At 61.9% G+C, this 13,517-nt stretch carries 9 protein-coding genes; 7 read left to right on the top strand and 2 right to left on the bottom strand.

The window, feature by feature from the left end; all coding sequences use genetic code 11:
• The first annotated feature begins 6 nt into the window (after positions 1 to 6).
• Positions 7 to 822, top strand: coding sequence for an ABC transporter substrate-binding protein (locus tag ASD58_RS05800; RefSeq protein WP_057260165.1), 816 nt, complete (start codon positions 7 to 9; stop codon positions 820 to 822).
• Positions 819 to 2,969: a TonB-dependent receptor gene (locus ASD58_RS05795; RefSeq protein ID WP_057260164.1), complete on the top strand. Its 2,151-nt coding sequence runs from the start codon at positions 819 to 821 to the stop codon at positions 2,967 to 2,969. The genes ASD58_RS05800 and ASD58_RS05795 overlap by 4 nt, the downstream gene beginning before the upstream one ends.
• On the opposite strand, the gene ASD58_RS05790 is transcribed toward ASD58_RS05795, so the two are convergent.
• On the bottom strand, positions 2,966 to 5,095 hold the full coding sequence (locus tag ASD58_RS05790) for a TonB-dependent receptor family protein (RefSeq protein WP_373994442.1): 2,130 nt from the start codon (positions 5,093 to 5,095) through the stop codon (positions 2,966 to 2,968). The two genes, ASD58_RS05795 and ASD58_RS05790, sit on opposite strands and share 4 nt — an antisense overlap.
• A gap of 151 nt (positions 5,096 to 5,246) precedes the next feature.
• Between ASD58_RS05790 and ASD58_RS05785 the strand changes: the two genes are divergently transcribed.
• The 5 genes from ASD58_RS05785 to ASD58_RS05765 all read left to right on the top strand — a co-directional run bounded on the left by ASD58_RS05785 (position 5,247) and on the right by ASD58_RS05765 (position 11,290).
• Positions 5,247 to 6,176 (top strand): beta-propeller fold lactonase family protein, encoded by a 930-nt coding sequence (locus ASD58_RS05785; RefSeq protein ID WP_057260163.1) that lies wholly within the window; start codon positions 5,247 to 5,249, stop codon positions 6,174 to 6,176.
• Between the two features lie 127 nt (positions 6,177 to 6,303).
• Positions 6,304 to 7,824: an aldehyde dehydrogenase gene (gene adh / locus ASD58_RS05780; RefSeq protein ID WP_057260162.1), complete on the top strand. Its 1,521-nt coding sequence runs from the start codon at positions 6,304 to 6,306 to the stop codon at positions 7,822 to 7,824.
• A gap of 22 nt (positions 7,825 to 7,846) precedes the next feature.
• A complete protein-coding gene (locus ASD58_RS05775; RefSeq protein ID WP_057260161.1) occupies positions 7,847 to 8,239 on the top strand; it encodes a DUF779 domain-containing protein in 393 nt (130 codons plus the stop codon).
• A gap of 17 nt (positions 8,240 to 8,256) precedes the next feature.
• Positions 8,257 to 9,972: a PQQ-dependent methanol/ethanol family dehydrogenase gene (locus ASD58_RS05770; protein ID WP_057260341.1), complete on the top strand. Its 1,716-nt coding sequence runs from the start codon at positions 8,257 to 8,259 to the stop codon at positions 9,970 to 9,972.
• 166 nt (positions 9,973 to 10,138) lie between these two features.
• A complete protein-coding gene (locus ASD58_RS05765; RefSeq protein ID WP_057260160.1) occupies positions 10,139 to 11,290 on the top strand; it encodes a porin in 1,152 nt (383 codons plus the stop codon).
• A gap of 4 nt (positions 11,291 to 11,294) precedes the next feature.
• Here the strand turns inward: ASD58_RS05765 and ASD58_RS05760 are convergent, their stop codons facing one another.
• Positions 11,295 to 13,241: a sigma-54-dependent Fis family transcriptional regulator gene (locus tag ASD58_RS05760; protein WP_057260159.1), complete on the bottom strand. Its 1,947-nt coding sequence runs from the start codon at positions 13,239 to 13,241 to the stop codon at positions 11,295 to 11,297.
• Positions 13,242 to 13,517 lie beyond the last annotated feature (276 nt).

Here is a 13,517-nt window from a genome sequence, read left to right as displayed (position 1 = left end):
GCCATCATGCTTACCCTGCGCCTGCGCGGCCTTCGCGCCATGCTGCTGATCTGCTGCGCCTTGCTGGTTGCAGCACTTCCGGCCCATGCTGAAACCGGCATCCTGAAGGTCGCCGTCTACAAGGAGTTCGCGCCGTTTTCCGACAACGGCCAGGGAGTCGATGTCGACCTCGCCGCAGCCCTGGCGCGCAAGCTGTCGCTGAAACTGAGCCTGCTGCCGTTCCCGGCGGGCGAAAACCTGAACGATGACTTGCGCAACATGGTGTGGAAGGGGCACTACCTTGGCTATGGCCCGGCCGATGTGATGCTGCACGTGCCGGTGGACGGTGCACTGATGGCGTCCAACGACAAGGTGGAGATCTTTGCACCCTACCATGTGGAAGCGGTGCGCCTGGTGCGCAGCGCGCGCAGCATTCCGGTTTTCGATGGCGTGGCTTCCCTCGCGGGAAAGCGCATAGGAGTCGAGCAGGTGTCGCTGGCGGGCATGGTGATGCTGGGGGAGGGAAATGGACGTTTCCGCGACCAGGTGCACTTGTTCCATACTGCGGCCGAGGCCTTGCAAAAGCTGAAAGCAGGCGAGTTGGACGCGGTGCTGGCGACACGCTCGGAGATCGAGTCCGAATTGCGGGGCGACCCGGATTTCCCGCTGGAGCAGGTCAGTTTCCAGCGCCTGCCGCGTGCAGGGTGGGCGATTGGCATGGCAATGCGCAAGGATAATACGGAGGTGGCGCGCAAGCTGCAGGCGGCCTTGAATGAGCTGGTTGCCAGCGGAGAGCTGAAGGAGATTTTTGCACGCCACGGCGTTCAATTGGCCAAGCCATGAAGCAGCACGTGCTGGGCGGTGTGCTGGCATTGCTGGCAGTAGCGGCGCGCGGTGAGAGCGAAGACACTGGCGGTGGCATCCAGTCGGTGGAAATTGTCGGCATCGCGCCGGCAGGCATTTTGGCCGTCGAACGGCGCCTGTTGCCGTATGCCGTGCAGCTTGGCGCAGTGCCGCAACAGGGCGAAACCCTGGCAGAGACCATGGCGCGCACGCTGGCAGGAGTGAACCTGAATGAGGTATCGGGCAGCTCCTTCCAGCATGACGTGACCTACCGCGGCTTTCGTGCCTCGCCGCTGCTGGGGACAGCTCAGGGCTTGTCAGTCTATCTGGATGGCGTGCGCGTGAATGAGCCATTCGGTGATGTCGTGAATTGGGACATGCTGCCGGAAGCGGCCATCGGGCAAGTACTTCTAGCGCCGGGATCGAACCCCCTGTATGGTTTGAACACCTTGGGTGGGGCGCTGGTGCTGACCACGCGCAACGGGCTTGATGATCCAGGCGGTAGCATCAGCGCCGCGGGCTCCAGTTATGGACGGCGACAAGTAGAGCTGTCGCACGGCGCGCACGGTGGCGATGGCTGGCATAGCTATGTGGCCGCTACGCTGTTCCGCGACCACGGCTGGCGGGCGGATTCGCCCGGGCGGCTGGGACGGTTGTTCGTCAAGACGGGGCGTAACAAGGGCGGCCTGGGATGGGACGTGTCAGTGCTGGCTGGCGGCAGCCGGTTGGTGGGAAACGGCTTGCTGCCGGATGGCCTGTATGAAGCGGACCGGCGCGCCGTGTACACCAGTCCTGACCGTACCCATAACCGACTACGGCAAATCCAGGCCAGCTTGCGCCAGCTTATGGACAGCGGCGCGCAGCTATCCTTCTCCGCTTACACCCGCAGCAGCCGGCGTGATAGCGTCAATGGCGATGTGGCCGAAGCCGACGACGGCAGCTTTCTGTCCGCCAGCATCAACATGGCCGTGACACGGCAGTGGAGCCAGGGCGCGAGTGCGAGCTGGCAGCATTCCTTGGCGGCACATCGGCTGGCGTTGGGCGCCACTTTTGACCGCAGTAGCGTGTCGTTTGCTCAATTCAGCCAGGCAGGGGAATTCAGCATGCGACGTGAGGCGCTGGCGCTGCCAGGCACCGAACCGGGACTGGAGGCTGCCGTCGATGGCACAGCCCGGAGCGCGGCCATCTTCGTCAGCGATACCTGGGCACTGGCTGAGCGCTGGTCGCTGACTGCCTCTGCGCGCTATGGCGGATCGCGCCTTGCAAATAATCTCCGGCACGACAACGCTGGAGCACAGCACGAGCGATTTACTTATCGTAAGCTGAACCCTGCCCTCGGCATGAGCTTCCAGGTGGCGCCCGAAACGACGCTGTTCGTCAACGCCTCCCAAAGCAATCGCGTACCAACTGTGATTGAATCAGGCTGCGCCGATCCGGACCAGCCATGCCGCCTGCCGGTCGGCCTGCAATCCGACCCTTACCTGAAGCAGGTCGTGGCGCGCACCGTCGAAGCTGGCGCGCGATGGAAGCAGCGCGGGCAGCAAGCCGCGCTTGCCCTTTATCGAACAGTGAACAAGGACGACATCCTGTTCCGCACCGCCGGTGTGTCCCAACACGGCTACTTCGCAAATTTCCCCCGCACGCTCCACCAGGGCGCTGACCTCACGGCCAGCCTGCACGCAACCTCGGTGCAGATAAGCATCGGCTACAGCTTCCTCGATGCCACCTACGGTGCGAACGGCAGCCTGTTCACCGGTATCCGCGACGTGCCGGTGCAAAAAGGAACTTGCATGGCCGGCCTGCCACGTCATACGTTCAAGCTCGGCGCCGAGTGGCACGCGACGGGTGCGCTGACGCTGGGGGCGACCCTGGGCGCCACGTCGCACATGGCGGTACTGGGCAACGAAGACGGCGTCCGGCCGGCATGGCGCGTAGGCGGTCATGCCTTGCTTGGCTTGCATGCCAGCTACCGCCCGAACGAACAATGGGAATGGCAGGTGCGCGTAACTAATGCCGCGGACCGCCGCTATGAATCCTTCGGCGCGGTCGCCGCTGACTTGTTCTCCGAACCCAAGCCTCAGGAAGCACGCTTCGTTGCGCCCGGCGCACCACGCACGGTGACCGCCGGGCTGCGCATCAACTTCTAGAACTGGTACTGGGCACTGACGCCCATCACCCAATTGCGGCCCGGCGCCGACTCGTAATAACGCTTGTTGGTGTCGCCGACAATCACCGAACCAATGTAGCGGCGATCCGCCAGGTTGTTCAGGCGCACAAACTCGCTGACGTGCCACTTTTCGATGGACTGCTTTGCGACCACTCGTGCATTCACGATGCTGTAGCCTGGCGCCGGCGTGTCGGCATTGGCGTCCTCCGCATACACGTGGGCGACCGAAAGCGATTCGAGCGCCGCGGTAAAGCGCTCTCCACTGGACCGCCATGCCAGTTCGGCAAACAGGCTGGCGCGTGGCACGCCTGGCAGGCGCGCACCTTCGCGCACGCTGCCAAAAGGCTTCTCGTAGGTCGCCTTCAACAGCGTGGCTGCCACGCGTGTACTGAAGCCTGCACCGAGCTTGCTGTCCAGCGACAGTTCCGCCCCCTGCCGCAGGGTCTCGCTGGCGTTACGGTAGCTGGTGCGGCCGCCGCTCGAAGCATCCACGACCAGTTCGTCGCGCGTGCGCACCTGGAACAGCGCCGCATCGATCCGGGTATTGCCTGCGCGTGCCTTGATGCCCGCTTCGAAATGCGTACTGCGTGCTGGTCGCAACTGGAAATTGAACCCTGCGCCAGTGCCGGAATAGAACAGTTCATTCAAGGTAGGCGCCTCGAAACCGCGCGCCGCGGTCGCATACAGGTTCACATCCGGCGATAGTTTATATAAGACACCCAGCAGAGGCGTGCTGCGGCGGTAGCGCAGAGCCCCGCTGTCATTGCCGTTGCTTGGGAAATGATCGGCCACTGACACGCGCATGCGGCTATGGCGTAGTCCTGCCGTGAACTGCCAGCGCTCGCCCTGCCATTCCGATTGCAGGTAAGGGTCGGTGTTCGATACCACGTCTTCCTCGTCGCGCCGCAACTTGCCCTGCACGCCGAATGTATTGCCGATGAAGTTCTCATACCCTTTGCGGTCATCCTTCGATCGGCCGTATTCCACGCCTAGCGTCGTGGTCAGCCTGCCGCCAGCCAGCTCGCGCATGTCCTGCCAGTTGATGTCGCTGCCGTAGAAGTCGCGGTCGAAGTCGATCACACCGCCGGAATGGCTGGCCGGCGCCTGGAATCCTTTGGAAAACGCCTGGAACTGGGTTACGCGGCGGTTGCCGCCCCACAGGCTGACGTGCAGGCGGCCGGATTCGAAGCGTTGGTCCCAGCTAGCGCCGCCCTGCTGGTGATCGATGTTCTTGCGGGCGTTATAGCGTTCAGCCAGCGTGCGCTTTGGTACCTGGGTGTCGGTGGCATCGATTTCACCGGCACGAGGATCGCGCTGCCAGGTGGTCCAGGTGACGCCCAGCGGATCTTGCGTGTCATCCTGGCGCAGGCCGTTGGCAACCAGGACCAGCTTCGCTCCGGGCGCGGGTTGCATTGTCAGCTTGGCCATGGCCTGGTCGCGGCGGGCAGCACTGTGGTCGCGATATCCGTCGGTGTCGAAGCGCGAAGCATCCAGCACATAACCGATGCCGGCGGCGCTGCCCTGTGCATTCACGTCAGCCTTGCGCAACCCGTCGCTACCGGCGGAAAAACTGGCTTCCACTGACGGCGCTCCCTCGCCGTCGCGAGTGAAGAGCTGGATCACGCCGCCCGCATGGTTGCCATAGATGGCCGAGTAGGGGCCGCGCATCACTTCGATGCGTTCGGCCATGTCAAGGTTGAAGGTGGCCGCCTGGCCCTGGCCATCCGGCATGCTGGCAGGGATGCCGTCGGTGATCAGCCGCACGCCGCGTACACCGAAAGCCGAACGTGCGCCGAATCCTCGCGCGGATATCTGCAAGTCCTGGGCATAGTTCTGCCGGTTCTGCACCACCACCCCAGGCACCGCCGCCAAGCCCTCCGATGCGTTCACCCGCACCTGTCCTTCACGGATGTGCTGCGCATCCAGCACGTTGATCGCTGCCGGCAGGTCGAAGCTGGGGCGCTCTATGCGGCTGCCGCTGATCACGACAACGTCGGGAGCAGCATTGCCTTCGGCGGCCGTGCTGTCTGGCGCGGCCTGCGCCAGCATGGGGGGAAAGAGGCTGGCCACCAGGGCGGCCATGGCATTCAAGCGGGTGGGGTGCATTTCAGTCTCCTCGGATCGTTTCAGCGTGCCCGCTGTGCGGGTCTCCCGGACACATAAGCAATATGCCTGCCAAGGCCCCGAAGCACCCTCACGGTCGCTGGCATATCGCTTGCATTGATCATGCACATACCACCATACCAAAGGAGACATCATGAAAGCAATCGTGTTTGCGGTGCTGTGCCTTGCCGGTAGCGCATATGCCGCGCCATTCGCTTATGTGCCAAACGAGAAATCGGGCACGATCAGCGTGATCGATACCGCTACCGATACTGTGGTGCGCCAGCTCAACGCGGGCAAGCGTCCGCGCGGAATCGGCAGTGATCCGGAGGGGCGACAGATCTTCGTCAGCGACGCATCGAATGGAAGCCTGCTGGCTATCGACAACGCTGCCGGCAGCAGCGTGACACTGGCGTTGGGGCGATCTCCCGAGGGCGTCAGCGTGTCTCCGGATGGCAGGCTGGTAGCGGTCGCGGTCGAGGAGGGCAACAGCGTGGCTTTGTTTGATGCCGCTACCCATGCCCGGCTGGCGGATATCCCGGTGCAGGGACGAAATCCGGAACACGCCGTATTCAGTCCCGATAGCCGCTATCTCTATGTCAGCGCAGAAGAGGCGGAACAGGTCGACGTGATCGATGTGGCGCTGCGCCGCCAGTCCGGCTCTGTGGCAGTAGGCCTGCGCCCGCGTGGCATCGGCTTCGCGCCAGACGCCAGCCGGGTTTATGTGGCCTGTGAAATGGCCAATGCCGTTTACGTGATCGACCCGGCCACGCTGCGCACCCTGGCCACGGTCCCCGCCGGGCGCAATGCCAATGGAATTGCCGTGCACCCTGATGGGCGCAGCGTGTTTGTCTCCAACGGCATGGACGGCAACGTGATGCGCATAGACACCACCCGCAATGAAGTCACCGCCACGATCGCGGTTGGCAAGCGACCCTGGAACATGGCTATCACGCCGGATGGCAGCAAGCTGTATGTGGCCAATGGCCGCTCCAACAGCGTCTCCGTGATCGATACCGCCAGCGCGCGAAAGCTGGCCGATATTCCTGTCGGCGAACTGCCCTGGGGCGTGGTGATCCGTTGATTTGCGCAACAGTTGTTCAACTTTGGAGCAGTTGTTGTTGCACGGCGCTTGCCGCAAGGCGCAAAACCCGCTGGCACGGCAATTGCGAATAAGACAGTACCCACAACCACTCAATATAGAGGACGACATGAATCTCGCCGACATCAGCAAACTGGGCGTCGCCAATCCCTTCAAGACTCGTTACGACAATTTCATCGGCGGCAGGTTCGTCCCGCCGGTCAAGGGCGAATACTTTGCCAATATCACGCCGATCACTGGCCTGCCATTCTGCGAGATCGCACGTTCCACCGCCGAAGACATCGAGCTGGCGCTGGACGCAGCGCATGCGGCCAAAGCTGCGTGGGGCAGGACTTCGCCTACCGAGCGCGCCAATATCCTGAACAAGATGGCCGATCGCATGGAGCAGAACCTGCAGCTCATCGCCACTGCCGAAACCATCGACAACGGCAAGCCTATCCGCGAAACGATGGCGGCCGACATCCCCCTGGCGATTGATCATTTCCGCTATTTCGCGGGGTGCATCCGCGCGCAGGAGGGCACGGTGGCGCAGGTCGACTCCGAGACCTATGCCTATCATTTCCACGAGCCGCTGGGCGTGGTCGGTCAGATCATCCCATGGAACTTCCCGATCCTGATGGCGGTGTGGAAGCTGGCCCCTGCGCTGGCCGCCGGCAACTGCGTGGTGCTCAAGCCTGCCGAGCAAACACCGGCTTCCATCATGGTCCTGCTGGAGATTATCGGCGACCTGCTGCCGCCGGGCGTGTTGAACGTGGTGAACGGCTTCGGCCTGGAAGCGGGCAAGCCGCTGGCATCAAGCAAGCGCATCGCCAAGGTGGCCTTCACCGGTGAAACCGGCACCGGCCGCCTGATCATGGGCTATGCCGCGCAAAACCTGATTCCGGTTACACTGGAACTGGGCGGCAAGTCGCCCAACATCTTCTTCGAAGACGTCATGTCGGCCGACGACGCCTTCTTCGACAAGTGCCTGGAAGGTTTCGCCATGTTTGCGCTGAACCAGGGCGAGGTCTGCACCTGCCCGTCCCGTGTGCTGATCCAGGAGTCGATCTACGAACGCTTTATCGAACGCGCGCTGAAACGCGTGGCAGCCATCAAGCAAGGCAACCCGCTGGACCACGGCACCATGATTGGCGCCCAGGCTTCGCAGGAACAGCTCGAAAAGATCCTGTCTTACATGGACGTCGGCCGCCAGGAAGGTGCAAAGCTGCTGGCCGGCGGCGAGCGCCAGGTGCTGGCCGGCGAACTGGAAGGTGGCTACTACGTGCGTCCCACCGTGTTCAAGGGCGACAACAGCATGCGCATCTTCCAGGAAGAGATCTTTGGCCCGGTCGTATCGGTCACCACCTTCAAGGATGAAGACGAAGCGCTGGCCATCGCCAACGACACCCTGTACGGCCTGGGTGCAGGCGTCTGGAGCCGCGACGGCAGCCGCGCCTTCCGCATGGGCCGCGCCATCCAGGCCGGCCGCGTCTGGACCAACTGCTACCACCTCTATCCGGCCCATGCCGCGTTCGGCGGCTACAAGCAATCGGGCATTGGCCGCGAGACGCACAAGATGATGCTCGACCACTACCAGCAGACCAAGAACCTGCTGGTTAGCTATAACCCTAACGCGCTCGGTTTCTTCTAAGGCCGAAAAGGCGAGGTGAAGCATGGATAACGCAATTGCCAGGGTCACGGCCACCGCACCTGCGCTGGAATTCATCGATCAACTGCACTCGACGCACGGCCCGATCATGTTCTTCCAGTCGGGCGGTTGCTGCGACGGCAGCGCGCCGATGTGTTATCCGGCGGGCGAGTTCGACGTCAGCGAAACCGACGTCTACCTCGGCAGCCTTGGCGGCGCACCTTTCTATATCGGGCTTGAACAGTATGGGTACTGGGAACATACCCAACTGATCGTGGACGTGGTGGCCGGCATTGGCGGCATGTTCTCGCTCGATAACGGAACCGGCAAGCGTTTCCTGCTTCGCTCGCGCCTGTTCACCGACGAGGAATGCACGGCACTCGGGAAAACAGACCATAACAAAGGAGACAGGACGTGAAATACATCACCATCGGAATGCTGCTGGGGGCGGCGACGCTGGCGCAGGCGACCAGCGTGACAACCACTATGCTGGACAATGCTGCGAAAGACACCAGCAGCGTGCTTTCTTCCGGCATGGGCTCGGAAGGACAGCGTTATTCGCTGCTCAAGCAGATCAACACCCGGAACGTCAGCCGCCTGGTGCCGGCATGGTCGTTTTCGTTTGGCGGCGAAAAGCAGCGCGGCCAGGAATCGCAGCCGCTGATCTACAACGGCAAGATGTTCGTGACCGCCTCTTATTCCCGCATCTTCGCTATTGACCTCAAGACCGGCAACAAGTTGTGGAAGTACGAGCATCGTCTGCCGGACGCCATCATGCCTTGCTGCGATGTGGTCAACCGCGGCGCAGCGCTGTATGACAATCTGGTGATCTTTGGCACGCTGGATGCGCAGCTTGTCGCGCTGGACCAGGAGACCGGCAAGATGGTCTGGAAAGAGAAGGTGGACGATTATACGGCCGGCTATTCGATGACTGCCGCACCGCTGATCGCCAACGGCGTGCTGCTTACCGGCGTATCCGGCGGCGAGTTCGGCATCGTCGGCCGTGTCGAAGGCCGCGACCCCAAGACCGGTGAATTGCTGTGGACCCGCCCGACGGTCGAAGGCCACATGGGCTACAAGTACGACAGCGAAGGCAAGGCAACCGAGACTGGCGTTACCGGCTCGGTCAACCATTCCTGGCCTGGCGAATTGTGGAAGACCGGCGGCGCTTCGACCTGGATGGGCGGCACCTACGATCCGAAAACAGGACTGGCCTATTTCGGCACCGGCAATCCGGCGCCGTGGAACAGCCACCTGCGCCCTGGCGACAACCTGTATTCCTCGTCTACCGTGGCGCTTGATCCAAAGACAGGCGCCATCAAATGGGCATACCAGAATACGCCGAACGATGCCTGGGACTTTGATGGCGCCAATGAGTTCGTCACCTTCGACATGGATGGCAAGCGTTATGGCGGCAAGGCTGACCGCAATGGCTTCTTCTACGTGATCGACGCCAACGACGGCAAGCTGCAGAACGCCTTCCCCTTCGTGCGCAAGATCACCTGGGCTAGCGGCATCGACTTGAAGACGGGGCGTCCGAATTACATCGTCGAAGGACGCCCAGGCGATCCAACCAAAGGCGAAGAAGGCAAGAAGGGCGCTTCAGTATTTGCTGCACCGGCCTTCCTCGGCGCCAAGAACCAGCAGCCAATGGCATACAGCCCGCAGACAAAGCTGTTCTACGTTCCGGCCAACGAGTGGGGCATGGATATCTGGAATGAGCCGATCAGCTACAAGAAGGGCGGGGCTTATCTTGGCGCAGGCTTCACCATCAGGCCGCTGTTCGACGACTATATCGGCGCCTTGCGAGCAATCGACCCCAAGACCGGCAAAATCAAGTGGGAGGTGAAGAACAACGCTCCGCTGTGGGGCGGGGCAATGGCAACGGCTGGAGGGCTGGTGTTCTATGGTACGCCAGAAGGCTATTTAAAGGCGCTCGATGCGCAGACTGGCAAGGAGCTGTGGAAATTCCAGACTGGCTCCGGCGTAGTGGCGCCGCCGATCACCTGGCAGGACAACGGCACGCAGTATGTCGCCGTAGTTTCGGGCTGGGGCGGTGCGGTGCCACTGTGGGGCGGCGAAGTGGCGAAGAAAGTGAACTTGCTGGAACAGGGCGGCTCGGTGTGGGTTTTCAAGCTGGCGCTTAAGTAAAAGCTCTTGAGAAGGCGGCCTGCGGGCCGCCTTTTTTTTGAACAGCGCTGATCCGATATGGCGCAGGGAAGAACAATGTTTTACCCACCGCCCTAGTGCGCGGAACCGGCACGCAAATTGCCCTGTCCCTTGTGCAGCATCCATCAATCAAATCGAGGAGACAACAATGAAGAAGATCGTGCTTGCCGCCACTGCCGGCGCAATGCTTGCCCCTGCAGCCAATGCCGTGGAGATCAAGGCTGGCGACTGGAACGTGAATGTTGGCGGCATCGTCAACGCCTACTACACATACGTGTCGTGCAGTGGCGATGCGGTGGGCGGGCTGGCGCTGGCAAGTGAAGGCATCGGCTGCGGCGGAGAAGACCGCCGCACCACCATCGGCAACGGCCTGTTGCCAAACGGCCTGGTAACGTCGGCCACCACCAGGCAGTCCGGCTTCGACATCAAGGCGCATATCGGCATCTATCACGCCACCGCAACCGACAGCGCCATAGCACAGAACAGCGAAGTCGACGTGCGCCAGGCCTACTTCAGTTTCGGCAGCGCAGACTTGGGTACCTTCAAGCTGGGCCGCGACAACGGCATCTTCGGCGCCAACGCCATCTTTGGCGACATGACGCTGATCGGCGCCGGCGCACCAGTACAGGCCACGCAGCGTGGCCGCGTCTCGCTGGGCCATATTGGCGCCGGCTACGCTTATGTCGGCTACTACGGTCAAATCGCGTACAGCTCTCCCAGGCTTTCCGGGTTTAACGTTGATGCCGGCGTATTCAATCCAGTGGCGGATTCGCCCATCGTTTCGGCGGCACAGTACTCCACCCGCTCCAACCCACAGGTGCAGGCGCAGCTCACTTACGCCGATGGCCCGTTTAAAGCATGGCTCGGCGCCAAGTCGCAGAAGTTCAAGGGCGTGGCAGCAGGCGCCAAGGATTTCACCATGTCGGGATGGGAGGCGGGCGGCTCTTTCCAGCGGGGGGCCTTCGGCTTGCTGGCGAACTACCAGGGCGGCAAGGGTCTCGGCGTGCTGTCGGATGCGGACCAGGGCAATGTGCGCAGCAAGCACTGGCTGTTGCAGGGCACCTTCAAGGCCAATGAAAAACTGAAGTTGGGCCTGGGCTACGGCATCAGCAAGAACGATGACAACACCGCCGGTACCAATGGCTTGAAATCGAACGCCAACTTCACGGCTGGCGCCTATTACGCGCTGACCGGCGCGATCACCCTGGTGGCCGAGGTGGGACAGACGCGCTCGAAGTCGTTCGCCGGCGGCGAGGCAAAGATGAATGGAGCCGCATTCGGCGGCATCCTGTTCTTCTAGACGGCTACTTGAGATGGGGTAGCTTGCGGTAGATCGTGTTGCGCGAAACACCCAGGGCGCGTGCCGTGGCGGAGACATTGCCGCCATGCGCTTCCAGCGTGCGCACGATCAGGGTCTGCTCCATGTCTTCGAGCCGTGTGCCGGTGCAGGGCATGGTGGCGGCAGTGGCCGCAACGCTGGCGGTGCTCGCCACGGCGGAGGGAGCGCCGGCGCCCGAAGCCTCGGCTCGCGCTTCCCGCATGTCGTCAAGGAAGTCGTCCGGCATATGCTGCAGGCCGATTTCGCCCTCGTCGCCCGCCATCACTACGCCGGTGCGCAGCAGGTTGGTAAGCTGGCGGAAATTGCCCGGCCATTTATGCCGCAGGAACAGTTGCATGAGGTCAGGCGCCACCGTATAGCGCTTGCCGCCGCTATCGGTGGTCAGGATCTTGTTGACGACCGTTTCGAGGTCGGTACGCTCGCGAAGGGGAGGCAGCTTCACGACCAGCCCGTTCAGGCGGTAATACAGGTCTTCGCGGAACAGCCCCTTTGCCATGCGGTCGCGCAGGTTGTGGTTGGTGGCGCAGATTACTTCCACGTTCACCGGAATCGACTTGCCGCTGCCAAGTGGCGTGACCATCCGTTCCTGCAGCACGCGCAGCAGGCGTGCCTGCAAAGGGAAAGGCATGTCGCCGATCTCGTCGAGGAACAGTGTACCGCCATTGGCTTGCAGGATCTTGCCGATTGCGCCCTTCTTGCGGGCACCGGTGAAGGCTCCATCCTCGTAACCGAACAGCTCCGACTCGATAAGGGTTTCGGGAATTGAAGCGCAATTGACTGGAACGAACGGCCCCAGGGCGCGCGGCGAATCGTTGTGAATCGCCTGGGCCAGCAATTCCTTGCCGGTGCCGGTCTCGCCCATGATCATGATCGGAATGTCTTTACCCAGCACGCGGGTGACCTTGTCGATCACCGCTTCGAGCTGCTGGTCGCCTGTGCGCAGATAGCGCAGGCCGGACAGGCGGCGCGCTGTATGGGCGGGATTTGTCTGCGCCGGGTGATTGTCCTCACGCGCCGATATGATTGGATGCTGGAAGTGGTTATTCGCCAGCCGGAGCTGGGCGCGGCCAAACACGCGCACGCCACTGTGCAGGCACAGGTCGAGCAGGCCCGGTGCCGCAGTACGGTAATGATCGAACAGCGCCGATACCGGCAGCCCAAACAAAGAGCTGAATGTATGCGACTGCAGGGCCGCAAAGGACAGACCAAGCTGGAACAGGCCGGCGCGGTTGGCGGCAATAAAGCGTCCGCCGGGCGTGAAGGAGGCTATCCCTTCCATCAGGGTGCCTATAAATTCAGCACGGGCGTGGAAGTGCAGTGTGATGACATCTTCAAAGGCGGCGGCGAATAGCTGGTTTTCCACCATCAGGGCCGACATCCGCACCAGGGCCATGGTGTGCTTGTGGAAGGAGCGCTGGTCGCCGGAGACATCGAGCACGCCGATTACATTGCCAGCATGGTCGGTGATCGGCGCCGCGGAGCAGGTCAGGAAGTGGTTGGCCTGAAGGAAATGTTGATCAGCATGCACCAGGGCGGGCTTGGCTTCGGCGATGGCGGTGCCGATCGCATTGGTGCCCTTGCATTGTTCAGACCAGGTAGCGCCGGCCTGCAAGGCAACCCGGTTGGCCTTCTCCAGGAAGTCCTCGTCGCCCAGCGAGTGCAGGATCACACCCTTGGCGTCCGTCAGGATCACCATATTATGGGTGTTCACAATCTGCTGGTAGAGCGTTTCCATGGCCGGAACCGCGTGGGTATGCAGTAAGCGGTTCTGCTCAATGATATTGGACAGGGAGCAGCGGTCGATGGGGCCAAGGTCTACGTCGCTGCAGGGATCGAGGCCATAAGTGCGCGAGCGCAGGTGCGCAGTCTCGATGATTGCGTTGTTCACATTTGGAACGGTTTCCTGTTGCATGTCTCCCCCAACAGCCTTTGCGGCTTTCTTTAATGTAGCACCTGTGTCAAAACTGAACAAAAGCAGATCGCCGGATGCGTTGCATTGCCATGCAAGCAAACAAGATGCCAGATACCCCTTGCGGAGTCGTCGCCGGTCGGCTATAGTTCTGTCCCTCGCAACGCAACGCTGACAAAACAGCAGAGCGAAACGAGAAAAAAGAAGGGGTTGACGAGTTGCACGCTGTACCGCATAATCTCGCTTCTCTGCTGCTGACGAACACAACGCTTCGTCGAA

The organism is Duganella sp. Root1480D1 (assembly GCF_001427305.1).
GTDB lineage: Bacteria > Pseudomonadota > Gammaproteobacteria > Burkholderiales > Burkholderiaceae_D > Rugamonas.
The sequence above is the reverse complement of the archived record's forward strand: the minus strand, read 5'-3'. Positions and strand labels throughout refer to the sequence as shown.

Excerpts from the sequence above, each read along its gene's own strand:
- ASD58_RS05760 (WP_057260159.1), bottom strand. The coding sequence starts at position 13,241 with ATGCAACAGGAAACCGTTCCAAATGTGAACAACGCAATCATCGAGACT.
- ASD58_RS05795 (WP_057260164.1), top strand. The coding sequence starts at position 819 with ATGAAGCAGCACGTGCTGGGCGGTGTGCTGGCATTGCTGGCAGTAGCG.
- ASD58_RS05775 (WP_057260161.1), top strand. The coding sequence starts at position 7,847 with ATGGATAACGCAATTGCCAGGGTCACGGCCACCGCACCTGCGCTGGAA.
- ASD58_RS05800 (WP_057260165.1), top strand. The coding sequence starts at position 7 with ATGCTTACCCTGCGCCTGCGCGGCCTTCGCGCCATGCTGCTGATCTGC.
- adh (WP_057260162.1), top strand. The coding sequence starts at position 6,304 with ATGAATCTCGCCGACATCAGCAAACTGGGCGTCGCCAATCCCTTCAAG.
- ASD58_RS05790 (WP_373994442.1), bottom strand. The coding sequence starts at position 5,095 with ATGCACCCCACCCGCTTGAATGCCATGGCCGCCCTGGTGGCCAGCCTC.
- ASD58_RS05785 (WP_057260163.1), top strand. The coding sequence starts at position 5,247 with ATGAAAGCAATCGTGTTTGCGGTGCTGTGCCTTGCCGGTAGCGCATAT.
- ASD58_RS05770 (WP_057260341.1), top strand. The coding sequence starts at position 8,257 with ATGCTGCTGGGGGCGGCGACGCTGGCGCAGGCGACCAGCGTGACAACC.
- ASD58_RS05765 (WP_057260160.1), top strand. The coding sequence starts at position 10,139 with ATGAAGAAGATCGTGCTTGCCGCCACTGCCGGCGCAATGCTTGCCCCT.